The organism is Pseudomonas viridiflava (assembly GCF_001642795.1).
GTDB classification, from domain to species: domain Bacteria; phylum Pseudomonadota; class Gammaproteobacteria; order Pseudomonadales; family Pseudomonadaceae; genus Aquipseudomonas; species Aquipseudomonas viridiflava.
Genome location: NZ_LKEH01000017.1, coordinates 305,097 through 328,719, shown reverse-complemented (window position 1 = coordinate 328,719; position 23,623 = coordinate 305,097). Strand labels below are relative to the sequence as shown.

Below are 23,623 nucleotides of genomic sequence, written 5' to 3'. Positions count from 1 at the left end.
GATGCTGACATCAGTATTTCAGTGAAGCTGACACCTGCACCGCCTTGCGCAGTGGCAACGGCAGCGGGTTGCTGTCGCGGGTCGTCAGTTTTTCCGGGTACAGGGTGATCAGGGTCCGGTTGAGCGTCAGGTTTTCCGAGTCTGCACCGACCAGAATCTTGTACTTGCCTGCGTCCACATCCCAGCTTGCAGTCTTGTCGACGTAGTAGGCCAGCGAACGCGAGTCGATCGGGATGCTGACGGTCTTGCTCTCGCCCGGCTGCAGGTACACCTTGGTGAAGCCCTTGAGTTCTTTTTCCGGACGATCAACGGCAGGTTTTACCGGCTGCACGTAGAGCTGCGCCACTTCGAAACCGGCCTTGTCACCGGTGTTGGTCAGGGTGAACTTCACGTCAATGGTGGAGCCTGGCGTCAGCACGTTGGTCGACAGCTTGAGGTCGCTGTAGCCGAACGTGGTGTAGGACAGGCCGTAACCGAACGGGTAGAGTGGCTTGGCGTGCTTCTTGTCGTAACCGCGATAACCCATGTACAGGCCTTCGCTGTAGTTCATTTCCGTCAGGGCCTTGTCGCCACGGTAAGCGGCCGGATCCGGATACGACGCGTAGCTCGGGTTGTCCTCGATCTTCTTGTCGATGGTGATCGGCAGTTTGCCCGACGGGTTGACCTTGCCGAACAGAATCTCCGCAAGTGCCTGACCGCCTTGCTGGCCGGGGAACCAGGCTTGCAGCGTTGCGCCGACCTTGTTGGCCCACGGCTGCATGTTGGCCACGCCACCACCGTGCATCACGACGATGGTGTTGGGGTTGGCCTTGGTCACGTAGCTCACCAGTTCGGCCTGTTGGTCCGGCAGGTCGAAACCGTGGTCCGAGCCTTCGCCTTCGTTCTCGTAGTTGGTGCCAGTGGCGACGACCACCGCATCGTATTTCGACAGGTCCTTGGGCGGACGCAGCGAAGCCCAGCTCATCTGTACGCCAGTCACGCCACCGAGTGCGGGAATGAAGTTGCCCTGCACGCGCTTGTATTCAAGCTTGACGGTGTACGACTTGCCCGCGGTCAAAGCGGCGGTCTTGCCGGAGGTGGTCAGTGCATTGACCACGTCGGACGAGTACGGAACGCCGTCGCTTTCCACGATCAGTTCGTCGTTGACCCAGAGCTTGTAAGGGCCATCCGCCCGCACCTTGAAGACCTGCGGGCCGGAGACCGTCGGCTTGATCACCGATGTGAAGCGTGCCGAGAACGAGCCGGGTGCAGGGCTGAAGCCGGAAACGGCGGTGGTGCCTGCGTCGGTGACGTTGGTGCCGGTGGTCCAGTTCAGGTTCACACCTGGCTCGACGCGGGTCAGCGCCGGGTCACCGGAGAAACTGGTGTTGGAGAAATATTCGGCTTTGACGCCCGAATTATTGATGCCGTTGTTACCGGTTGCAGGCTGATACCAGGCCGAGCTGGCCGGGTTCAGGCTCAACTCCGACAGGTAAGTCACGTTGGTACTGCTGGATGCCAGTTGCTGCAGGCCGCTCAGCTCTGTCACGTAACTGTTGGGTGGCGAGTTGGCGGTGCCGAAAGGCGAGGCGGGTGCGTCGTGTGCCCAGTTGCCGATCACTGCGATTTTCGCGGTGCGCGCCAGTGGTAGCAACGGTTTGCCCGCAGCGGTGTTTTCGTTGCGCAGCAGGACGATGGATTCACGCGCCGTGTTCAGTGCTGCACGCATGCCGTATTCGGGATGGTCCAGGGTCTTGGCCGTGTTGAGGTTTTCCTGGAAGTCGTAGCTGACGATGGCGCGCAGGTTGCGTTTGACCTTGTCATCAATGACGTTCTGGGTCAGTTGGCCGCTCCACAGGTACGGCAGCAGGTTGGCTTCGGTGAATTGCAGGCCGGACGGCATGTCGATATCGGTGCCGGCCCATGCGCCTTTGAACGCATCATGAATGGCGTTGAAGTCACTGATGACCGTGCCCTGATAACCCCATTCACCCTTGAGCACTTCGGTGATCAGGTGATGGTTTTCACAGGCGTAGTCGCCGTTGATCTTGTTGAAGCCACACATGATCGACGCGACATTGGCGTTCTTGACCATCGATTCGAAGCCCGGCAGGTACAGCTCGCGCAGGGTGCGTTCGTCGACTGTCACATTGAGTGCCTGACGGTTGGCTTCCTGCTCGTTGGCCAGGTAGTGCTTGCCGCTCGCCTGAATCCCTTGCACCTGAATGCCGTTGACGATAGCCGGAGCCAGCACCGCGCCCAGGAACGGATCTTCACCGCTCACGTACTCGGCCGACCGTCCATTGAATGGCGTGCGATACAGGTTCGCACCGGGCGAAAGCATCTGCTGCCCGCCGGAAATACGAGTCTCGTAGGCAATCGCCTGTCCGAATTCCTTGGCGCGGTTGATGCTCCAGGTCGCGGCCAGTGCGGACTGCGATGGGTACTGCGCGCCGAAGGTGGCGTTGTTGACGTGCACGCCCATGGACGAGTCGTAGGCAACAGTGCCCTTGATGCCCCACTTGAGCAGGGAAGGGATCATGTGCCCGTCGTTGACGCGGGTGAAGTTGATCTTTTCCGACGTGTTCATGTTGTCGAGAATCGAGCTGACGCGCGCCTCGACTTCGTTGCCGGTGGCGGGCGTGACGACGGCCGCCAGCGCCAGATTGGCCTGCATGACGCTGAAGGTCAGCAGGCTCAGGCCCAGCGTTTGTTTGAAAGCTGACAAGGCAAATGCTCGCTTGGCACACAGGGACGGATGAAGGTCTGACGGGCTCATCGGCTGTGCTCCAGTGGAGGCGTGTCATTGGTGTCCACAGGCTCGTCGAGCAGGGTGGAAGCGCCTTTCTGTACAGGTGTGGTGACTTTGTCGGCACCGGAAATCCGGTCACGTTCGGCCTCGACCTGAACTCTGACTTGTGCGTCGGAAGTTCCCTTGGTGGCAGTGGAAGTTGAGTCCGCTGCGAAGGCAGACAAACTTTGCGCGCACAGAAGTACAGCGCCGAAAACAGGCAACATGGATCGGGTCATCAATGGCAATCTCGATTGACGGTGGCAAGGATAAGCAAATAGGCGTTTAGCGCGACATACCTGTCAGCCGAGTGTTAAGTCCGGAAAGCGCGAAAGAAGTTCAGCTGTTTATAAAATATTCCGGCAACGGAATTTATGAAATGCTGGCATATGGCCTGCCTGGTGCTGGCGCGCTTTTTTTGAGCAGGATAGCGCTTGAGGTAGAAGAGTATTCGCTTTAATTTAGCGTTTTAAGCTCTTTTAATAGTAAAAATTGATGTTTAATAGCTAAAAAAATATATCCAGAGGCATTATTCACTAATTTACTAAACCTAACTGTAATTAGGTTTAGTGCTCTGCTATCATGGCCGCTCTGCTGAAATAGCCGCATTTTTTACAGTCTTTAAACGGCGGTCGTTATTGATGAATACACGCCTTGAGTTGATCTACAGAGAACGGGTTTATCGGTCTTTATAGTGATATCGACTCTGATGAAAAAGGCTGTTTGTCTGTTTTGGTTTCATCAGATTTTATCGACGTTATCGCCAGCTCTTTCGCGGTCTTTTTATATTTTGACGAAACGTGGCAACTTGATTTGTCACGTCGAAGTGTACCCGCCCATGACATCAGATAATGTGAGCGACAAGCCTGGTCGAATCGACGTGGCTATATTGAGTGCCGTCAGGCGCCTGAGCCCGGATCGCACCCGAAAGCTCACCTTCGGCCAGATCTACATGGAACTGCTCAAGCGCTCTGCGCGTGTCTGCCCCATCGTCGACTGCGTGCTGGCGGTCGATGTGCTGGCAAGGGAAGGGTTGCTGATCTCGGAACGACTGTTGGAAGTCGATCCGTCCTTTCCGTACACGCAGCACATCATCAGTGGCCTGACCGATGTAGGCGCCGCCTCTCTGGATGAGCGCGAAGCACCGTCAGCCAGAAGCGGCTGCTGCGGCTGAACAGAACCCATCTTTCATTCGCTGTACGGCAACGAGAGGTAGTACTGACCCAGTTCCGTCAGTCTTCCTTCGGCATCCAGCAGGCTTGAAAAGTGCGGATCCGGTGTCATTCGCCCGGTGAACCAGGCGTACCTGAACACGTCCGACCGCCGTTCCAGCATCGCGACCATCTCGGCCATCTGTTGCTTCTGTTTTTCCAGTGAATCGATCTGCAGTCCGTCATCGAGCGTGTGCCAGTTGGCGAACTCGGTTACCCAGAAGGGTTTGCCGTATCTGGAAAGCCTGTCGAGCATGCTCGACAGGCCGTAGTCATACCAATGAAAGGCCAGGTAATCGATCTGCGGGTCCCGTCCCTGATGGGCCGACGCATAGGCTGCGTAGAACGCGTCAAGCCAGGCCACCGGGTCGCCGTAGCCGGTCATGGTTCCCCAGTTCATCGCAGGGCCGACCAGCTTGACACCGGTCTGCGCCGAAATCTGTTCCAGACGCGGCCACAACTGTGCAGCGGCCTGGGGTGTCATGTTGGCCTGATCCACCAGATTGGGCTCGTTGATGACCAGCAGATAACGAATGCCGGGGTGCGCCAGCAGATAGAGCTTCAACTGACCGTCATCGAGATTGGCGTTCCAGACCATCGGCACGAAATCGACGTTGTACTGGCCTGCGTAGTCATAGGCGGCCAGACGATCATGGGGCTTCGGGCTCCAGTTGTACCACCAGCTCACGCCAGTCGATAAAGCACTCAGGTCCGCAGGCGAGGCCACGTCATACGCGACGCCGCGCTTTACGCTCTTGGTGGCTGTCCAGGCGGACTCGGAAAGCACACTCAGCAGCAGTGTGAAGGCGATCAGTGCATGGCGTGTTAGAAGGGCTTTTCTCAAGATCATGATTCGCACATCCCTGGAATCAATGGCTGATGATCTGGCAGTCCCTTTCGTGGCGTATGGGCGTTATTAGTGTTGTGGTTGCTTTCCCGAATGGCTGTCTCCAGCCATCACAACGATTGGGTGACGAGTCCGGACGTTACCCCAATCGCAGATGAATGTCTTTGCGCGTCATTCGCTGACCTGAATGAGTCGCTCGATGCTGATCTCGCGCAGGCGAAATTTCTGCACCTTGCCGGTGACCGTCATCGGGAATTCGTCGACGAAGAAAAAGTGCCTTGGCACCTTGAAGTGCGCTACACGGGAACGAAAGAAATCGCGCAGCAACGGTTCTTCGCACACGTGACCAGGATGCAGCCTGACCCAGGCCACCAGGTCTTCGCCGTAGCGATCACAAGGAATGCCGACGACATAGGCTTCGGCTATGTCGCTGTGTTGTAAAAGCAGTTCTTCGATTTCACGCGGGTAGATGTTCTCGCCACCGCGAATGATCATGTCCTTGCTGCGGCCCACGATCGTCACGTAGCCGTCAGCGTCCATCTGCACCAGATCACCAGTGTGCATCCAGCCCTCGGCATCGATGTCTCTGGCCGTGGCTTCGGCGTCCTGCCAGTAACCCAACATGACGCTGTAACCTCGGGTGCAGAGTTCGCCGACCTGACCACGCTCCACTGTGTTTGCGTCGGTGTCGATCACCTTGTGTTCCAGATGCGGCTGAGTGCGGCCAACGCTGGTCACGCGTAATTCCAGAGGGTCGTCGTTGGACGTCTGCAGGGAAACCGGGCTGGTCTCGGTCATGCCGTAGGCGATCTGCACACCGCTCATGTGCATCTGGTCGATGACCTGACGCATCACTTCGATGGGGCAGATGCTGCCCGCCATGATTCCGCCCTTGAGGCTGGAAAGATCCAATGCCTGTCGATCGGGAAGATCCAGCTCCTTGATGAACATGGTCGGCACGCCATACAGGAAAGTCGCCCGCTCGCTGGCGACCGCTTCGAGTGTTGCAAGGGGTTCGAACGACGGCGCCGGATAGATCATCGTCGCGCCATGGGTCAGGCAGGCGAGGTTGCCCATCACCATGCCGAAGCAGTGATAAAGCGGCACCGGAATGACCAGCCGGTCCTCGGATCCCAGGCCAAGGTTGTAGCCGACCATGTAACCGTTGTTGAGGATGTTGCGATGGCTCAGCGTGGCGCCTTTCGGAAAACCGGTGGTGCCCGAGGTGTACTGGATGTTGATCGGGTCGCACACCTCCAGGCTGGCAGCGCGCAGTTCGAGGGCATCCGGGGGCGTCGATTCGGCAAGCGAGTGAAGCGCGCGCCACGCCAGCATGCCGGACGGCGGGCTGTCGGCCAGGCTGATCACGCCGCGCAGTTCGGGCAGTGCTTCGCTGTGCCAGGCTCCAGGCGTCCGGGTCAGCAACTGCGGAACGATCTGGCCGAGCATGGCGTGATAATCCGAGTCCTTGAAGCAGTCTGCAGTCACCAGCCACGAACAGCCTGAACGCTGCAATGCGTAGGTCAGCTCTGAGGTGCGATAGGCCGGATTGATGTTGACCAGCACTGCGCCAATCTTCGCGCTGGCCAGTTGCGTGATGCACCACTGGGCGCAATTGGGTGCCCAGATGCCGATCCGCTGGCCCTTGTCGATACCCAGGGCGAGCAGGGCGCGAGCCACGGTATCGACCTCACGTCCAAGGTCGCGCCAGCTGTAGCGCACCTGCTGGAACGGCACGATCAACGCGTCCTGCTCCGGCCAGCGTTTTATGGCTTCGGACAGGGCGCTGCCGATCGTGTGTTCAAGCAAGGGCGGATGTTGCATTCCAGCGGAATAGCTCAGCATGTCGCATCCTCGATCTTTTTATTGTTGAGATGTGATGACTGCGAGTGAAGGTTGCCGCTTACGTTAACGTCATGGCGAAACGCTGTCCAGTTCCTCTCGGCGGGCATCGCTTGCTGATCTTTCGACAGCTTACAGTCCCGGTTCTGCCGACGATTGCCTGATCCGGTTTCATGAATGCCTGTTCCGACGCGCTGGCTTGAGGTAGGTTCTTGAAAACCTTTTCAATCACACTCAAGGATGGATTGCGCATGCGCCTGTTTTCCCGCTCGCCACTGGCCGCTCGGCTGGGTCTGGTTTTCGTTCTGACAGCCCTCACTCCGCTTGCCATGGCCGAGCCTCATCAGAAGATTCAGGCCGACGCCGAGCAGTATCAGGACGAAGCCTTGAAGCTGCTCGAGCGTCTGGTGAACATCGACTCAGGCTCTGGCTACACCCAAGGTCTGGGTCAGGTCAGTGACATCGCCATCGAAGAACTGAAAAAGCTCGGTGCCACCGTCGAGCTGGTCCCCAATACGCTTGAGGCCAGCAATCATGTGCTGGCCACGATCAAAGGCACTGGCAAGGCGAAGATTCTGTTGATGGCGCACATGGATACCGTATTCAAGGAAGGCACCGCTGCCGAGCGACCGTTTCACATCAAGGATGGCCGTGCCTACGGTCCCGGTGTGATGGATGACAAGGGCGGAATCGTGGCGGCGATCTACGCGCTGAAAGTGCTGCAGAACCTCAACTTCAAGGATTACGCGCAGATCACGGTACTGCTCGACGCCAGCGAGGAAATCGGTTCGACGGTCGGCACCGAGCTGATCAAAAAGACCGCCAAGGCGCATGACGTCACCCTCAACCTGGAACCGGGTCGTCCGGCCGATGGCCTGGTGGTGTGGCGCAAAGGCGTTGCCACAGCGCTGGTTGAGGTCAAGGGCAAGGCTTCTCACGCAGGTGTCGCACCAGAGTTGGGACGCAATGCGGCCAGCGAGGTTGCCCACCAGATTCTGCAACTGGGCAAGCTCGGTGACGAGGAGAAAAAGACCACCATCAACTTCACGGTGCTCAAGGCTGGCGACCGCACCAACGTGATCCCCGATCAGGCCAGCGCCAAGGCTGATGTGCGTGCGGTGTTGCCGGAAGAGTTTGATCGCATCGAGCAGGACATGGCCAAGGTGTCCGCCAACAAACTGATTCCCGACACCGAGGTCAAGACCAGCCTGGTCCGTGGCCTGCCGCCGATGCCGCAGACGCCGCAGTCCGATGCACTGGTGGCCATGGCGCAGGGCATCTATGGCGAGCTGGGGCGCACGTTGACCATCGAAGGCAGCGGCGGGGCGGCGGACTCGAGTTTGTCGGCCAGTGTAGGGACGCCAACGCTGGACGGTTTCGGCATCGTCGGCGGCAATATTCATACGCCTGAGGAATACGCAGAAGTCGCCAGCGTGGCGCCGCGTATCTATCTGCTGTCGCGGATGATCATGAAGGTCGCCGGGGCGCAGTAATCCTCTGGCTCAGACCGGGATCATCAGGCGGATCATCGATCCGCCGCCCGGTCTGTTCTGTGCGCTGATGACTGCATCGTGTTCAAGGCAGATGGCCCGGGCGATGGATAAACCCAGCCCGCTGCCACCCGAGTAGCGCGCTCTGGAACGCTCGGCCCGCCAGAATCGGTCGAACACCTGTTCAAGGTTGTCCTCGCCAAAACCCGGCCCTCTGTCTGCAAACGCCAGTTCCACCTGGGTGCCGATGGCGCTCGCCGTGATGTGCAGTTCGCCGCCCTGTGCCGAGTAGCGCAGCACGTTGTCGACCAGAATGTTCACGACCTGACCGATTCGGTCCCGATCCGCGGTCAGCTTCAGCGCGGACGGGATGTCCAACGCCACCTTGACGCCTGCCTGCTGAAGCTGCGTGGCAAACCAGTCCAGACGTTCGGTGACAAGTTTTCCCAGCGAAAAGGCGGTCTTGTTCAAGACCAGTTGACCGGCACTGGCCAATGACAGCAGGTGCAGGTCGTTGACCAGCTTGTTGAGCTGATTGAGTTGTCGGCTGACCATTTCCAGTTGGGCGAGATCGCTTGGGAAAACCTCATCGATCATGCCCTGCACACGGCCCATCGCTGCGTTGAGTGGCGTGCGCAGCTCATGGGCGATCATGGCACTGGATTCGCTGACTTCCAGCTCGTAGCGTTCGAGCTGAGTGGTCATGGTGTTGAAGTCGCGCACCAGTGATTGCAGTTCGTCCGGACCGTGATCGATGGCAGGCAGGCGCGTCTTGAAATCACCTTGAGCTACTTGGCGCGCACCTTTGGCCACGGAGGAAAACTGGCTCGACAGCGGGCGCGAGAACAGGAACCCGAAAAAGATGATGACGGGTGTCGCCACTCCGATCAGCCCAGCCAGCAACCACCACAATTGATTGGCAATGCCAGGCAGCATGTATTCGGTCGGATAGTACTGCACGAACAGTTCACGAAGCCTGGGAACGTTCAGGTCCGGCTGGGCCTGCAACTGCTCAAGTTCGATGCGCACGCTCTCGGGGATGGAGTGCAGGGTGATCCAGTCCGTTGCGGTTACGTACAGCCACATGCAGAACGCAATCACGATGATGGCGCCGATTGCGAGCATGCTCATGCGCATCCCGACCCAGTGCCATAACGGCCTAGCCTTGGAATCCGGTTGACTTGGTGGCATGACAGTCACCTGAACCGGTAGCCGACGGCGCGCACGGTGACCAGCACGTTATCGATGCCGTGCAGTTCCAGCTTGCGGCGCAGGTTATGCACGTGAGCATCCACCACCCGCGCCAGCGCTTCGCTTTCCGGCAGACAGATCTCGAGCAGCTCCTCGCGGGTAAACGCCTTGGATGGGGTCTTCAGCAGGGTGCAGAGAATCTTGAACTCGGTGGGCGTGAGGTCCAGCAGCGTCTCTTCCTGTTCCAGCCCTTCGATACGCGCCGTGACGGCGTCGAGATCGACCACCAGATCCTTGTAGCGCAGCTGTCTTTCGGCGCTGCCACCCGGTTGTGCACGGCGCAGAACGGCGTGCACCCGCGCCACCACTTCCTTGGGGTTGTACGGCTTGACCACGTAGTCGTCCGCGCCATAACGCAGTGCACCGAGTTTTTCCGGCTCGTCACCCATGGCGGTGACCATGATCACCGGCGTATCGCTGCAGCGCCGGATTGCCGACAGCACATCGGTGCCGCTGACCAGCGGCAACATCACGTCGAGCAGCACCAGATCGGGCCTCCATTGCCGGTGCATGTCGATGCCGCGCTGGCCGTTTTCCGCGAGGCCGACGATGAAGCCGTCCCGAAGCAGGTAGGCCTCCAGAATGCTTGCACTGTCGGCGTCGTCTTCGACCACCAGAATACGTTTTCCTGACACAGGGCAGCCTCTTGATCAAATCTTGATAATTCACGAACGGTTTATTGATAGTCGACGTTCAGGATTGCGTTCAGACCCCACTGTCGCGAACAGATCCTATGCCCACTCTCACGCTGCTGTCCAAGCCTATCCGTGTTTCCCGGCATCGCACCCTGCGGTGGTGCGCGGCGTGGCTGATGGTGCTGACTGTTTCAGGTTGCTCCCTGGCACCCGAGTATCAGCAGCCGCCATTACCTGTCCCTGCCACGGTGTCATCCGGCGTTGTGTCAGCCGCTGCACCGCCTTCGCAAGCGGTGCTGACGTCCGACGAAGAGACGCTGATTACCGAGCTGTCTCCAACCGGTGAACTGCGCACGCTGGTGCTGTCGGCGCTGGACTTTAATCGCGACTTTCGCATCGCCGGTCTGCGCGTCGAGGAAGCCCGGGCGATGCGCGGCCTGAGCGTCGCGGATCGCTTTCCGACGGTGGCCGCAGGGCTCGAGCGTGATCGACAGCACTTCGACAACAAGGCCGCTGACGAGCGTTACGGCCAGGACATCACCGTCGCCTCCTTAGGCATTTCCAATTACGAGCTGGATTTCTTCGGTCGCTTGCGCAGCCTGTCCGACGCAGCGCGGCATGACTATCTGGCCACGCTTCATGGTCAGCAGGCGGCCCGCAGCGCTCTGGTGGCCGAAGTGGCGCAGGCCTGGCTCGCCGAGCGCATGGCGGCAGCCTTGCAGGTCGATGCGCAGACGATTATTGACACGCGCTCAATGCTGCTTGGCATGGCCGAGGGACAGCAGCGCGCGGGCGCCATTTCCCTCGACGACGTTGCCATGCAGCGCCTGGAGGTGCTGAGCGCGCAGCAGCAACTGCAGGATGCCATCGGTGATCATTCCAGCGCCTCCCAGGCATTGCTGCTCCTGACCGGCTACTCGGCGCCGTTGCCGTCGATGACGCTCGAACCTGCGCACCTGACCGCCGCTGCGATCGACACGCCTGCATGGCTGATGAACCTGCCGTCTCAACGTCTGCTGGAACGCTTCGACGTGCGCCAGCGCGAAGAGGCGTTGAAGGCCAGCAACGCAAACATTGGCGCAGCCCGCGCAGCCTTTTTCCCGTCCATCACGCTCAGCACAGGAGTCGGTGTGCAGAGCGACAGCCTGCGCAGCCTGTTCAGTCACGGCAGCGGTGCCTGGCTGTTCAGCCCGCAGTTGAACCTGCCGCTGTTCGACGGCGGTCGCAATCGCGCCAACCTGGACCTGGCGCAGGTGCGCAAACAGATCGCCGTCGCCGACTACGAGAAAACCATTCAGATCGCTTTCCGCGAAATGGCCGATGTATTGACCCGCCGCCAGCAGGCGCTGGCTCACGTGCGTGATGAGGTCAAGCGTGTCGCGCTGGTCCAGGAAAAGGTCCGGCGCATGGCCTTCGAACTGGAGGCGGGCAACACGGACCGCAGCGCGCCGCTGGCATCGGCCATTCGTGTCGCCCAGGCCGACGCCACCTTTCGCAAGTCTCTATACGATCTGCAACTGAACCGCCTGGACCTCTATCGCGTCCTGCACGGCGCAGAACCTGTCACTTCTTCCTCCCTGACTCAACCTGGAGTTGCCCCATGACTGTCATGAACATCCACACCCCGCCACGTCCCTTGCTGTTCAAGGTTTTGATTGCTACTGCTGCTGTGGTGCTGGCCGGTCAGGCACTAGCCGCCGATCCAGCCTCTGATGCATCGCTGCTGGGCGACAAGGTCAATGTCAATCTGGGACTGGGCATGGGCGTCGTGCCGCGTTACATGGGCGCGGACGAATACCGCAGCCAGGTGCTGCCGATGTTCACCGTACAGAGCGGCATGCTGTTCGCTGACAGCCTCAGAGGGCTGGGGCTGCAGTATCAGTCGCCGTCGGGCTTCGGTGCCAGTGCTGCGCTCAACTATGACTTCGGCCGTACCGAGAAAAACAGCACAAACCGTCCGGGCTCCAACGAGCTCAAGGGTATGGGGACGGTCGGTGGTGCGACGGTCGCTGACCTCGTGCTTTCCCAGCAGCTTTTGCCTTGGTTGACCGTCAGCGGCGAAGCCGAACTGCGCCTGGCAGGCGAGAAGCGCGGCAATCGCTACCGTCTGGGCTTTGAAGGCATTGCCTACCACAGCCAGTCAGACACGGTGGCTATCGATATCGACGCGCATGCCGGCGACGGTCGTTACAACCAGACCTATTTCGGTGTCAGTCCGATCCAGAGCCAGCGCACCGGTTTTTCCCGGTTCACGGCCGACAGCGGCATTTATGCGTATTCCGCGGCGCTCAGCTGGCAGCACAGCTTCGACGATCACTGGTCGACGGTTACCAGCGTTGGTGTTACGCATTACACCGATCAGACCCGCGGCAGCCCGCTGGTCGAGACGGACGCCGAAGCGAGCGGTCTGCTTGCCTTGAACTACGCCTTTTGACCGTCAGAGGCCTGCCATGCGATTCCATTTCATGACATTGCCCGGCTTGATGAAGCGCTTGGGCGTGGGTTGTGGCGCTGTCCTGCTGGCGGTGTTGGTGAGCGGTTGCGACGACAAGCCTGCCGCCGTGGCGCCTGTCATTCGGGCTGTAAAAGTCGAATCTGTCAGAAGCGGAGCGGGCGAAGGCCTGCGTTTTTCCGGCGTCGTTCGCCAGCCTGACAGCGCCAGCCTGGCGTTTGAATCGGCAGGCACGCTGGCCGACCTGCGGGTCGACATCGGAGATGCATTCGAAAAAGGCCAGGTGCTCGCGGCGCTGGATCGTCAGCCCGCCGCGCTGCGGCTCCAGCAGGCCCAGGCCAGCCTGAGCGCTGCGACGGCTCAGGCTGCGGAGCGTGGGCTCAACTACCAACGCCAGAAAAATCTGCTGGCCGCTGGCAGCGTCGCCGAGAGCGTTGTGGAGGCAGCCCGTGCTGCGCAGACCCAGGCTGTGGCAGAGCAGACTCGGGCGAAGTCCGAGCTTGCTCTGGCACGTCGGGAGGCCGAGCGCAGTCAGTTGATCGCTCCCTTTTCCGGGCGTGTCGTGGCGCGCCGTGCCGACCGTTTCGCCATGCTGGCGGCCGGGCAGGTGGTTCTGCAGGTGGAATCGCGCAACCGGCCGCAAGTGATGGCAGCGGTTCCCGTCGAGCAGGCCAGTCATTTCAAAGTCGGCGATCGGGCGCACGCTTCGCGTACCTCAGGATCGTCTGCCGGGTTTGATCTGGTGCTTGAAGGCATCTCGCCGCGTTCCGAGGACGGGCTGGTGCGCAACTGCCTGTTTCGTCTGCTCGATCCTGCCGAATCGGTAGCCAGTGGCGTGACGCTGCTGGTGCAAATGACGCCCGAGCAGGACGTACAGCCCTTATCAATACCGGTTCAAGCGTTGTGGATGGGGACGAGCAAGGGAGCTGCGCAGGTGTTTGTCTATCAGCCGCCTGGCACGGTTGCCATCAGAAACATCACGCTGGGCGCCGTCAGGGAAGGGCGTGCGGTTGTCACCGAGGGACTGTTCGCAAACGAGCAGGTGGTAACAGCCGGCACTGCTTTTTTGCAGGACGGACAGACCGTCAGCCTGTTCCAACCCACGACCCGTTTGACTGAGAGCGCCCCATGAACATTACCCGTAACGCCATGGGGGCGAGTCGCCTCACGCTGTTTGCCGCTGGCCTGATCCTGATTGCCGGTGTCCTGGCTTTTCTGGGTTTTCCTTCTCAGGAAGAACCGTCCGTGACCGTGCGCGATGCGCTGGTCAGCGTGGCGTTGCCGGGTCTGCCCGTCGAACGCGCGGAGGAGTTGCTGGCAAGGCCGCTGGAAGACAGGATCCGGGAGTTGGCGCAGATCAAGGACTTCGTCACGACCATCAAGCCGGGCCGAGTGATCGTACAGGTCACAGCTTATGACAGCGTCAAGGATCTCCCCGCGCTGTGGCAACGGCTCAGGGCCAAGGTGGGCGAACTGAGCGGCAGCTTTCCGCCCGGCACTCAGGGTCCGCTGGTGGACGATGACTTCGGCCGTGTCGCCGTCGCCTCGGTCGCAGTCACGGCGCCGGGCTTCAGCATGAGTGAGATGCGCGGCCCCATCAAACGTCTCCGCGATCAGTTGTACGGTCTGAGCGGGGTTGATCAGGTCGAGTTGTACGGCCTGCAGGATGAACGCATCTACCTTGATTTCGACCACCAGACGCTGGGTGCTTCCGGGCTTGCGCCGCAGCAGGTGCTGCAACAGTTGCAGGGTCAGAATGCAATTGCGCTGGGCGGCAATCCAGTTGTGGGGGCGCAGAGCACCACGCTGTCGGTGAGTGGCGAAATCCTTTCTCTGGAGCAACTGCGGCGGTTTCCCGTGCAACTGGCGAGCGGTGAGCGCGTACCACTGCAATCTCTGGCGAAGGTGTCAGTAGCCCCTGTCGACCCGCCGGAAACGGCGGCCATCTATCAGGGACAGTCAGCGGTCGTGCTGGCCGTCTCGATGCAATCGGGACTCAATGTTCAGGCCTTCGGCACGTCGCTTCGCGCACGTCTGGGCGAACTTGAGCAGCAACTGCCTGCCGGTTTTGCCCTGCACATCGTGACGTTCCAGGCCGATGTGGTGCAGAACGAGATGAGCAAGATGTACCACGTCATGGGCGAAACCGTGGTGATCGTCATGTGCGTGGTCATGCTGTTTCTGGGCTGGCGCACCGGGCTGGTCGTAGGGGCCATCGTTCCGCTGACGATCCTGACGACGCTCATTGTGATGCGCTCGCTGGGCATTGAGCTGCAAACCGTGTCGATCGCGGCAATCATCCTGGCCCTCGGACTACTGGTCGATAACGGTATCGTGATTGCCGAGGACATCGAGCGACGGCTGCATGCCGGTGAGGCGAGATGGCAGGCGTGCGAGGACGCAGGACGTACGCTGGCGATTCCGTTGCTGACCTCTTCATTGGTGATCGTGCTGGCGTTCTCGCCGTTTTTTCTCGGGCAGACCAGCACCAACGAATACCTGCGTTCGCTGGCGATCGTTCTGGCGACCACGCTGATCAGTTCCTGGCTGCTGAGCATCACCGTGACGCCGCTGTTGTGCTTTTACTTCGCCAAGGCGCCGACCGTTCATAAAGATGCACCGGCACGTGACGAATACGCTTCAGGTTTTTACCGCGGCTATCGCACGGTCATCGAGCAACTGCTGCATTACCCCTTCATCTTTCTGGGCTGCATGCTCGGCTTGCTGGCTGGTGCGGTCGTGGTACTGACCCACGTGCCCTATGACTTTCTGCCCAAGTCCGACCGTTTGCAGTTCCAGATTCCGCTGACGATGGAGCCCGGCAGCAGCTCGACAGCGACGTTGCAGACCGTGCGTGACATCAGCCAGTGGCTGAGCAATGACCGGGCTGTGGTCGACAGCATCGGGTATGTCGCCGACGGCGGGCCGAGAATCGTGCTGGGTCTCAACCCGCCATTGCCAGCCCCTGACATTGCCTACTTCACGGTCAGCGTGCGCAAGGGCGTCGATATGGATGCGGTGATTGCCAGAACACGCCGGTTCCTGCTGCAGCAACATCCGGAAGTCCAGGCACAGCCGAAGCGTTTTTCCATGGGCACCACCGAGGCAGGCGTGGCGATCTACCGGATCATCGGCCCGGACGAAGAGGTGTTGCGCCAGGCGGCCGGTCAGCTTGAAAAGGCCCTGTTGGCGTTGCCCGGCACCGTTGACGTGCAGGACGACTGGCGCAGTCGCCTGCTGCGTTATGAGGGGGTGGTCGATCCATACAAGGCGCGCTTGGCAGGGGTCAGCAGCGAAGACATCGCTCAGGCACTGCGGTTGCGTAATGGTGGTCTGTCGGTGTCGTCGATGCAGGATGGCGAGACCACGGTAGCGCTGGTGGCCCGGGCGGTGGAAGATGCCGGAGCCTCCGGCAATGATCTGGACACGACGTTTATCTACCCGGCCTCGGGTTCAGGTCCTGTCCCGCTGTCGACAGTCGCTACTCTGGAGCCGCAGTCCGAAGCGTCTACGTTGTTGCGCAGGAACATGGAGCGCGCCATCACCGTGACCGGACACAATCCCTCGCTGACGGCGACGACCATTGTCCAGCGCCTGGCTCCGCAAGTTGCAGCAATCAAGCTGCCGGTGGGCTACCGCATCGAACTGGGCGGGGAGATTCAGGACTCTGCCGATGCCAATCAGGCGTTGCTGCAGTACATGCCGCATGCGCTGGTCGGCATGCTGCTGCTGTTCGTCTGGCAGTTCAATTCGTTTCGCAAGTTGCTGATCGTGATCACCAGCGTGCCGTTCGTGCTGATCGGGGCGGCGTGCGCCTTGCTCATCACCGGTTATCCGTTTGGCTTCATGGCCACCTTCGGCCTGCTGTCGCTGGCGGGCATCATTGTCAATAACGCGGTGTTGCTGCTTGAGCGGATCGATGTAGAGCGCGAGCACGGCCTGAATGTGCACGAAGCGGTGGTCAACGCCGCCGTCAAACGCCTGCGGCCTATCGTGATGACCAAACTGACCTGCATCATCGGGCTGGTGCCGTTGATGCTGTTTGCCGGCCCGCTGTGGGAAGGCATGGCAATCACGATCATCGGTGGATTGGCCCTGGGGACACTGGTGACCCTGGGCCTGATTCCCATTCTTTACTGGCTGCTATTCGACAGGTTCGACAGGTCCAGCCTCAGGAAGGCGGTATCGTCCCCAGCAGGCCCACCGCAATCGTGAATGCCAGAAACGCCAGTAAACCCAATGCCATCTTGCCCATGAGAACCTCTTGATTGATCGGTGTGGATCGCAGGGTAATTATCGGACGCAGGTGAAAACTGGTACAGATTCAGAAAGCGCAAAAAAACAGGGATCAGTTGTGGGGCGTATCCCGGAATGAAGCGAGGATACGGCCCAGGGTTGCCATGGCCTGTTCGCACCGATCGTCCCAGGGGCTGCCGTGATTCAGGCGTGCGCAGTTGCGAAAGCGCTGCGAGGGCGAAAAGATCGGTCCCGGCGCCAGGCTGATGCCTTGCGCCAGGGCCTCCTGAAACAGTCGAAGCGAATCCACGTGTTCGGGAAACTCGAACCACAGAAAGTAGCCGCCGACCGGTTTCGTCACGCGAGTGCCCGCCGGGAAGTAGCGAGCCGCTGCGGCGAGCATGGCGCCTTGTTGAATTTCCAGCGTGTCGCGCAGCTTGCGCAGATGCCGGTCATAACCGCCATGATTGAGGTAATCGGCAATCGCCGCCTGCGCTGGCACCGAGGGTGAAATAGTGGTCATGAGCTTCAGCCGGTTGATCTGCTCGGCGTAACGTCCGCCCGCCACCCAGCCAACCCGGTAGCCCGGCGCAAGGGTCTTGGCAAACGAGCCGCAGTGCATGACCCGGCCACTGCGGTCAAGGCTCTTGACCGGCTGCGGCGCGGTGCTGCCGTAATACAGCTCGGCGTACACATCGTCTTCGATCAACGGGACGTCGTGGGTTTCGAGCAGTTCGTACAGTCGGGTCTTCTTTTCCGGCGTCAGGCTCGCGCCCAGCGGGTTCTGAAAACTGCTCATGAACCAGCAGGCCTTGATCGGCAATCGACCGAGACTGTCCTGCAGCGAATCCAGGTCCACGCCGTCACGGGGATGCACCGGAATTTCCACGGCTTTCAGTTTCAAGCGTTCCAGCACCTGCAGGCACGCATAAAAGGCAGGCGCTTCGATGGCAACCAGATCGCCAGGCTCGGTGACGCATTGCAGGCACAGGTTCAGCGCTTCCATGGCGCCATTGGTGATCACCAGTTCGTGTGCTGGCAGCCGCACACCGCTGATCATGTAGCGCAGTGCGATTTGCCGACGCAACTCGGCGTTTCCCGTGGTCATGTCATTGATGATGGTGGATGGGGTGAGCGCTCTTGCGGCGATGCCCATGGATTTCGCCAGGCGTGGCAACGGATAAAGATGAGGGCTGGGAAACGCCGAGCCGAACGGAACGGTGTCTGGATCCTTGAGCGACGCCAGCACCGAAAAGATCAGGTCGCTGACACTGACCTCCGTCCCTTCGCTCACATGTCTGACCAGCTCGGGCTCGGTCATGGTCTGCGGGCCGTACTCGCGCACGTAATAACCCGAACGGGCACGCGCCTGAATGAGTCCTTTGTCTTCCAGCAAATAGTAAGCCTTGAAAACCGTTGTCGGACTGACCGAATACGTACGGCTAGCCACGCGCACGGAGGGGACTTTTTCGCCGGGTGGCAGAATCCCGCTGCGGATCATTTCAGCGATGTCGGCGGCGAATTTTTCGTAGCGTTTCATGGAAGGCATCGAGAAGAGGGCGGTTGCATGATGCGTGAAGGAAGGCTGCTGCGACAACGTCCCGATTGGCTTTCACAGTCGCCGAGCGGTCTGCATGGTCTTTTGATGTCAGCTAGGCTTGATCTTCTTTGCGAGGGATATCAGCCATGTACACGCTCTACGGTGCCAAGGGCTGCGGTTCGGCAGCCATCGAGGTCGCGCTTGAGCTTTGCGCTACACCCTACACATTGATCGACGCCTGCGCTTGGGAAGAGGGACTCGGCAAGGAAGCGTTGAAGCAGGTCAATCCCCTGATGCAGGTGCCTGTGCTGGTGCTGCCCGACGGCACCGTCGTGACCGAGAGCGCGGCAATCCTGATTCACCTGGGGCTTGAGTTTCCGGAAGCCGGCCTTCTGCCGCGTGCAGCGCCCCAGCGGTCGCAAGCGCTCCGGGCGCTGATCTATATAGCCACTAACTGCTACATACCCAGCGCCATCATCGACTTCCCGGAACGCTGGCTGGTTGATGGTGATGAGGCGACTCACCGCAAGCTGGAGTCGGGCGCGCGGTTACGCCTTTACTGGCACTGGCAGATGTTCAGCGATCTGTTCGCCAAGCCGGGACATTGGCATCCCGAAGCACCCGGCGCGGTCGAGATCCTGGCCAGCATCGCAAGCCGGTGGAGCGGGGCGCGTGATGACCTGCGTGGTTCGCGACCGACATTTCATGCGTCGCTGTTGCAGATCGATGCGCATCCTGTCGTAAATGCGGTGGTTCAGCGCCACTGGCCGTGAGTTGTGCCGTTGAATCCGGAGAAGTGTGCGTTCATTCAGTCTGTTCAGGTAAGCTCGACGCCACCCTCATTGGGCGCTGGTGCTGTGTTGATCCCGATTGATGTGATTCAGGAGAAGACCATGGCTTCACTTGCAGAGATATTCCAGAGCTTCGACCCCTCCAGTCCCTTCAACGCCCCCGAAAACTGGCTGCAAGGCAGAACGGTTTATGGCGGGCTGACCGCCGCGCTTGCGTTGCATGCTGCGATGCAGGCAGGCGGTTCCGACCTGCCGCCATTGAAGTCTGCCCAGATCACCTTCGTCGGTCCTGCCATGCACGAGCAGATCTTCAAGCCAACCGTATTGCGTCAGGGAAAGTCAGTCACCGTCATGACCACCGACTGTTTTTCGTCAGCGCAACTGGCGCTGCACATGACGATGGTGTTTACCGCTTCGCGTGACAGCCGGATCCTTCACGATTATTCACAACGACCCGCCGTCAGCCAACCCGACGATTATTCATTGTGGGATGCAGGACCACACGCACCCAACTGTGCCCACAACTTCCAGAAAAGACCTGCCGGTGGGGCCTTGCCGTTCTCCGGAGCAACTGATCCCGAACTGTTGATGTGGGTCAGGCACGATGAGGCGCAAGGCATCGATCCAATAGTGGCGCTTATCGCACTGGCAGACGCGTTGCCCCCGGCATCCATCACCACCCTGACAGCCCACGTGCCGCTCAGCACGATCACCTGGACACTGGATATCGTCAACGCGCCTGCGCCGGACCAGTGGTTTTTGCTCAAGACCTCAAGCCATGTGGCGGCTGGCGGTTATTCGTTGCAGGACATGGAAATCTGGAGTGAGAGCGGTGAGCTGGTGCTGAGGGGGCGGCAGACGGTTGCGATTTTTGCGTAGCTAAATCCTATTCGTTTCAGTGCCTCGGGGCTCATCTGGCCTCGGTAATAAAATTTTGTACAAAGTTGTACAAATATTTGACGCCAGTGTAATGGCGAACTAATATCGCGCCCGAAATTAATATCAATATGATATCGCAGGGACGCGTCGTGCATCTTTTCGCTTCAAGATTGGCCGTGCTGGCGCTGCTCGCCGCTGCGCCACTGTCCGCTTTCGCCGCCACCACGCCTGGCGAGCAGGACCTTATCCGTGATCGTCAGGACCGCCTGCTTGAAGAGCAGCGCCGCCGCCTTGAAGACCTCAAGGATCTGCCGGGCAAGCAGGCCGAGCCTGCTGCTCCGGTGGCGCCTGCCGATACACGCTGTTTCACGATCGATCGCATCGAGCTCAAGGGTGCGGATTCGCTTTCAGCCGCTGAGCGCGACGACCTGATCAAGCCTTATATCGGTCAATGCCTGGGCGTTCCTCAGCTCAACGAGCTGCTCAAGGTCATCACCGATCACTACATCGAAAAAGGTCTGGTGACCACGCGTGCTTATCTGCCGCAGCAGGATCTGTCCAAAGGCGACCTGCAGGTGCTGGTGATTGAAGGCAAGCTCGAGAACCTGCGTGGCGCTGCCGACAGCGGCCTGTCGGCGCGTGAGCTGGCGATGACCTTTCCAGGTCAGGAAGGCACGATGGTCAACCTGCGCGAGATCGAGCAGATGGTCGATCAGCTCAACCGCCTGCCGTCCAATCAGACGCAGATGGAACTGACGCCCGGCAAGGCGGTGGGTGGCAGTGATGTGGTGGTCAAGAACACGCCGCAAAAGCCTTGGCGAGCCAATCTGTCGCGTACCAACGAAGGTCAGCGCAGTACCGGTGAGCAGCAATGGAATGCAGGGATCGAGTGGGATAACCCGCTGGGCCTGGCTGATCAGTTCAGCCTGCGCGGCGGACACGATGCGATCAGTGATCGCCAGAAAGCCTCTCGCAATGCCTCGCTGTCGTACAGCCTGCCTTGGGGCTGGTGGACGTTCAGCTACCTGTACAGCACCAGTGAATATCGCTCGGTGGCCCAGGCGTCCAATATCGATTTCAAGCAGGACGGCGACAGCCAGAACCACCAGTTCAGGGCTGAGCGGGTCGTGCACCGTGACGCGCTGAGCAAGACGTCGCTCAATGCCGGTCTGGCGTACCTGCGGACCAACAACTATGTAGAAGGCAGCAAGCTGGCACTCAGCAGCAACCGCATCACTGAAGCGCAATTCGGCATCAACCACGGCCGCCGGATAGGCTCTGCGTTTCTTAACATCGACCTGGGCATGCAGCAGGGCATTGGCGCGCTGGACGCCCAGGGCAATCATGATCCGGGTCCAGGCCAGGCCGATGCGCGCTATCGCAAATACACCGGCACCCTCAGCTACCTGCAACCGTTTCAGTTATGGGGCGAGAATCTGACGTTCACCAGCCTTGCAACCGGGCAGCGCAGTGAAGATGTGCTGTTCAGCCCGCAGCGCCAGAGCCTGGGCGGCTCGTCGTCGGTGCGCGGTTACAAGGATCAGTTTCTGTCGGGTGACAGTGGCGGCTACTGGCGCAACGAAGTGCGTCTGACTCGCCCGGTCACCCTCGACTGGATAAGGCCGGTCTTCGCCGAGTATGGCGCCGCGGCTGGTTACGATCAGGGCGTGATCCGTGGCGACCGTTACAACGGCGACCAGCATGGCCGCCTGTCCAGCAATTCATTCGAACTGTTTACCCGTGGCCAGCATGTCGCCGCGTCGGTGACCTTTGCCCGCTCTCTGGAACGTCCCGACGTGATCGAGCGTGAATCGCCGATCTATTTCCGCGTGGATTTCTTCCTGTAACCCAGCCTTTTCATCTTTTGCGTTTCGAGGTCACTTACATGGACGTTCACCAGTTCGCTCTGCTCGCCCGTCAGCCTTCCGCGGCGTTGACCGAGCGCCAGCATTTCTGGGGAATGCCCAAGCGTGGCCTTGCGTTGATTCTGGCCAATGCCCTGTTCTGGCAGCCGTTGCTGGTTCAGGCCGAAGGCATCGCGGTCAGTGGCACGGGGACCACGCTGGGTCAGGCCGGCAATGGCGTGCCCATCATCAACATCGCCACGCCCAATGCCAGCGGCCTGTCGCACAACCAGTTCCAACAGTACAACGTCGACAGTCAGGGCGTGATCCTCAACAACTCGACCAACCAGACCCAGAGCACCCAACTGGGCGGCATCATCGTCGGCAACTCCAACCTGCGTGGCACCGCGGCCAACACGATTCTCAACGAAGTGGTCGGCGCCAATGCCAGTCAGCTCAGGGGCTACACGGAAGTGGCAGGGCAGGCGGCACGCGTCATTGTCGCCAACCCTTATGGCATCAGTTGTAACGGTTGCGGGTTCATCAACACGCCTCAGGTCACGCTGACCACCGGCAAACCGATTCTGGACTCCAACGGTCAGTTGCAGCGCTTCAACGTTCAGGGTGGCAGCATCTCGATTGACGGCGTGGGGCTGAATGCCGACAATGTCGACCAGTTCGACATCATCACCCGCAGCGCGAAAATCAACGCCGAACTGCACGCCAAGCGCCTCAACGTCATTACCGGTCGCAACGACGTCGATGCACAGACCCTGAACCCGACGGCACTGGCAGACGACGGCAGCAGCAAGCCGGAACTGGCGATCGACAGCTCGGCCCTGGGCGGCATGTACGCCGGTGCCATCCGGCTGGTCGGTACCGAAGCGGGCGTCGGCGTCAGGCTCGCCGGAGACCTGGCGGCCAGCGGCGGCGATATCCAGATCGATGCCAACGGCCACCTCAACGTCATGCAGGTGGCGGCGAGCGGCGCGGTAAACGTGCGGGCCAACACCGCAGAAGTCAACGGGCCGGTGTACGCCGGTTCCTCGCTGGCGATGACCACCGGCGGTGATCTCACCACCCGGCAGAACGTCGCTGCCCGCGATGCACTGACCCTGTCCGCTGGCGGTCAATTGCGTAACTCGGCCGTGATCGAAGCGGGCGTCAACGCAGACAGCAGCCGCAACGCTTCGGGCGATGTGACCCTGTCGGCCAACAGCCTGACCAACAGCGGCAGCATCACCGCCAGCCGCGCCTTGCAGGCGACCGTTACCCAGACGCTCAACAACCAGGGCGCCACACTGAACGGACAGGCCAGCGCATGGGTTGCTGCGGGCGTGATCGACAACCGTCAGTCCGGCCGTATTTTGAGCCAGGGTGGCAACGCAGACATCAATGCCTCTCAAGTACTGAACGCACAGAGCGGGTTGATCAGCAGCAGCGGCAATCTGAACATCACCGCCCAAACGCTGGATAACAGCCAGCAAGGCAAACTGTCCAGCGGCGCCGTATTGACTGCGCGCATCTCCGGTCAGGTGCTCAACCAGTTGGGCATCATCAACGCGGCAGGTGGCCTGCTGCTGAACACCGGCACCGTTGACAACCGCACCGGTGAAATCTCCAGCCTGGGCAACCTGACCGCCACGCTCGTTCAGTTCGACAACAGCAGCAGCGGTCGCCTGTTGGCCAACGGTACCTTGCAACTGACGGCTGACACGCTGAACAACCAGAACGCCGGATCAGTGTCCGGCCAGCAGAACGTGCAACTGACGCTGGGGCAACTGACCAACACCGGCAAGGGCAGCGTCTACGCCAGAAACAACCTGGGCGTGACT

Annotated in this window: 16 protein-coding genes and 1 pseudogene (1 of these 17 running past the window's edge); 10 read left to right on the top strand and 7 right to left on the bottom strand. The window is 60.2% G+C overall.

Annotated elements, in window-relative coordinates; translation table 11 throughout:
- Positions 1–10: 10 nt before the first annotated feature.
- Positions 11–2,758 (bottom strand): beta-glucosidase, encoded by a 2,748-nt coding sequence (locus AO065_RS02595; protein ID WP_004881956.1) that lies wholly within the window; start codon positions 2,756–2,758, stop codon positions 11–13.
- Positions 2,755–2,997 carry a hypothetical protein gene (locus tag AO065_RS02590; protein WP_004881958.1) on the bottom strand — a complete coding sequence of 81 codons (243 nt, stop codon included), beginning with the start codon at positions 2,995–2,997 and terminating at the stop codon, positions 2,755–2,757. The genes AO065_RS02595 and AO065_RS02590 overlap by 4 nt, the downstream gene beginning before the upstream one ends.
- 611 nt (positions 2,998–3,608) lie before the next feature.
- Here AO065_RS02590 and AO065_RS02585 point away from each other — a divergent pair.
- Positions 3,609–3,944 carry a hypothetical protein gene (locus AO065_RS02585; RefSeq protein ID WP_004881960.1) on the top strand — a complete coding sequence of 112 codons (336 nt, stop codon included), beginning with the start codon at positions 3,609–3,611 and terminating at the stop codon, positions 3,942–3,944.
- Between the two features lie 14 nt (positions 3,945–3,958).
- Here the strand turns inward: AO065_RS02585 and AO065_RS02580 are convergent, their stop codons facing one another.
- Entirely contained in the window at positions 3,959–4,831 is an 873-nt protein-coding gene (locus AO065_RS02580; protein ID WP_004881963.1) for a glycoside hydrolase family protein, read from the bottom strand.
- A gap of 168 nt (positions 4,832–4,999) precedes the next feature.
- On the bottom strand, positions 5,000–6,673 hold the full coding sequence (locus tag AO065_RS02575) for an AMP-binding protein (protein WP_004881965.1): 1,674 nt from the start codon (positions 6,671–6,673) through the stop codon (positions 5,000–5,002).
- A 248-nt stretch (positions 6,674–6,921) separates the two neighbouring features.
- Here AO065_RS02575 and AO065_RS02570 point away from each other — a divergent pair, with 248 nt between their 5' ends.
- Positions 6,922–8,163 (top strand): M20/M25/M40 family metallo-hydrolase, encoded by a 1,242-nt coding sequence (locus tag AO065_RS02570; protein WP_004881967.1) that lies wholly within the window; start codon positions 6,922–6,924, stop codon positions 8,161–8,163.
- Positions 8,164–8,172: 9 nt separating this feature from the next.
- Here AO065_RS02570 and AO065_RS02565 read toward each other — a convergent pair whose 3' ends face one another.
- Positions 8,173–9,351 carry a sensor histidine kinase gene (locus AO065_RS02565; RefSeq protein WP_032650878.1) on the bottom strand — a complete coding sequence of 393 codons (1,179 nt, stop codon included), beginning with the start codon at positions 9,349–9,351 and terminating at the stop codon, positions 8,173–8,175.
- A gap of 5 nt (positions 9,352–9,356) precedes the next feature.
- On the bottom strand, positions 9,357–10,046 hold the full coding sequence (locus AO065_RS02560; protein WP_004881971.1) for a response regulator: 690 nt from the start codon (positions 10,044–10,046) through the stop codon (positions 9,357–9,359).
- A 98-nt stretch (positions 10,047–10,144) separates the two neighbouring features.
- Between AO065_RS02560 and AO065_RS02555 the strand changes: the two genes are divergently transcribed.
- From AO065_RS02555 to AO065_RS02540, 4 genes are read left to right on the top strand one after another with little or no spacing between them, the layout of a single operon-like run.
- Positions 10,145–11,650 (top strand): efflux transporter outer membrane subunit, encoded by a 1,506-nt coding sequence (locus AO065_RS02555; RefSeq protein ID WP_004881973.1) that lies wholly within the window; start codon positions 10,145–10,147, stop codon positions 11,648–11,650.
- A 5-nt stretch (positions 11,651–11,655) separates the two neighbouring features.
- Positions 11,656–12,480, top strand: coding sequence for a MipA/OmpV family protein (locus AO065_RS02550; protein ID WP_162864809.1), 825 nt, complete (start codon positions 11,656–11,658; stop codon positions 12,478–12,480).
- A 16-nt stretch (positions 12,481–12,496) separates the two neighbouring features.
- On the top strand, positions 12,497–13,630 hold the full coding sequence (locus AO065_RS02545; protein ID WP_004881977.1) for an efflux RND transporter periplasmic adaptor subunit: 1,134 nt from the start codon (positions 12,497–12,499) through the stop codon (positions 13,628–13,630).
- Positions 13,627–16,713 carry an efflux RND transporter permease subunit gene (locus AO065_RS02540; protein ID WP_004881979.1) on the top strand — a complete coding sequence of 1,029 codons (3,087 nt, stop codon included), beginning with the start codon at positions 13,627–13,629 and terminating at the stop codon, positions 16,711–16,713. The genes AO065_RS02545 and AO065_RS02540 overlap by 4 nt, the downstream gene beginning before the upstream one ends.
- Positions 16,714–16,846: 133 nt before the next feature.
- Here AO065_RS02540 and mapR read toward each other — a convergent pair whose 3' ends face one another.
- On the bottom strand, positions 16,847–18,274 hold the full coding sequence (mapR, locus tag AO065_RS02535) for a GntR family transcriptional regulator MpaR (protein WP_004881981.1): 1,428 nt from the start codon (positions 18,272–18,274) through the stop codon (positions 16,847–16,849).
- Between the two features lie 146 nt (positions 18,275–18,420).
- Between mapR and AO065_RS02530 the strand changes: the two genes are divergently transcribed.
- The 4 genes and pseudogenes from AO065_RS02530 to AO065_RS27375 form a co-directional block, all read left to right on the top strand.
- Positions 18,421–19,047, top strand: a complete 627-nt coding sequence (locus tag AO065_RS02530) for a glutathione S-transferase N-terminal domain-containing protein (protein WP_004881982.1) — start codon at positions 18,421–18,423, stop codon at positions 19,045–19,047.
- Between the two features lie 120 nt (positions 19,048–19,167).
- Positions 19,168–19,944, top strand: a complete 777-nt coding sequence (locus AO065_RS02525) for a thioesterase family protein (RefSeq protein ID WP_004881985.1) — start codon at positions 19,168–19,170, stop codon at positions 19,942–19,944.
- 149 nt (positions 19,945–20,093) lie between these two features.
- A complete protein-coding gene (locus AO065_RS02520; protein WP_032650916.1) occupies positions 20,094–21,791 on the top strand; it encodes a ShlB/FhaC/HecB family hemolysin secretion/activation protein in 1,698 nt (565 codons plus the stop codon).
- Positions 21,792–21,829: 38 nt separating this feature from the next.
- Positions 21,830–23,623, top strand: a pseudogene (locus tag AO065_RS27375) (two-partner secretion domain-containing protein) (its annotated part continues 928 nt past the right edge of the window); the annotation flags it as partial.

Bases quoted from the DNA above. Each gene is read 5' to 3' on its own strand.
- AO065_RS02595 (WP_004881956.1), bottom strand. From the start codon at position 2,758: ATGAGCCCGTCAGACCTTCATCCGTCCCTGTGTGCCAAGCGAGCATTT.
- AO065_RS02590 (WP_004881958.1), bottom strand. From the start codon at position 2,997: ATGTTGCCTGTTTTCGGCGCTGTACTTCTGTGCGCGCAAAGTTTGTCT.
- AO065_RS02585 (WP_004881960.1), top strand. From the start codon at position 3,609: ATGACATCAGATAATGTGAGCGACAAGCCTGGTCGAATCGACGTGGCT.
- AO065_RS02580 (WP_004881963.1), bottom strand. From the start codon at position 4,831: ATGATCTTGAGAAAAGCCCTTCTAACACGCCATGCACTGATCGCCTTC.
- AO065_RS02575 (WP_004881965.1), bottom strand. From the start codon at position 6,673: ATGCTGAGCTATTCCGCTGGAATGCAACATCCGCCCTTGCTTGAACAC.
- AO065_RS02570 (WP_004881967.1), top strand. From the start codon at position 6,922: ATGCGCCTGTTTTCCCGCTCGCCACTGGCCGCTCGGCTGGGTCTGGTT.
- AO065_RS02565 (WP_032650878.1), bottom strand. From the start codon at position 9,351: ATGCCACCAAGTCAACCGGATTCCAAGGCTAGGCCGTTATGGCACTGG.
- AO065_RS02555 (WP_004881973.1), top strand. From the start codon at position 10,145: ATGCCCACTCTCACGCTGCTGTCCAAGCCTATCCGTGTTTCCCGGCAT.
- AO065_RS02550 (WP_162864809.1), top strand. From the start codon at position 11,656: ATGAACATCCACACCCCGCCACGTCCCTTGCTGTTCAAGGTTTTGATT.
- AO065_RS02545 (WP_004881977.1), top strand. From the start codon at position 12,497: ATGCGATTCCATTTCATGACATTGCCCGGCTTGATGAAGCGCTTGGGC.
- AO065_RS02540 (WP_004881979.1), top strand. From the start codon at position 13,627: ATGAACATTACCCGTAACGCCATGGGGGCGAGTCGCCTCACGCTGTTT.
- mapR (WP_004881981.1), bottom strand. From the start codon at position 18,274: ATGAAACGCTACGAAAAATTCGCCGCCGACATCGCTGAAATGATCCGC.
- AO065_RS02530 (WP_004881982.1), top strand. From the start codon at position 18,421: ATGTACACGCTCTACGGTGCCAAGGGCTGCGGTTCGGCAGCCATCGAG.
- AO065_RS02525 (WP_004881985.1), top strand. From the start codon at position 19,168: ATGGCTTCACTTGCAGAGATATTCCAGAGCTTCGACCCCTCCAGTCCC.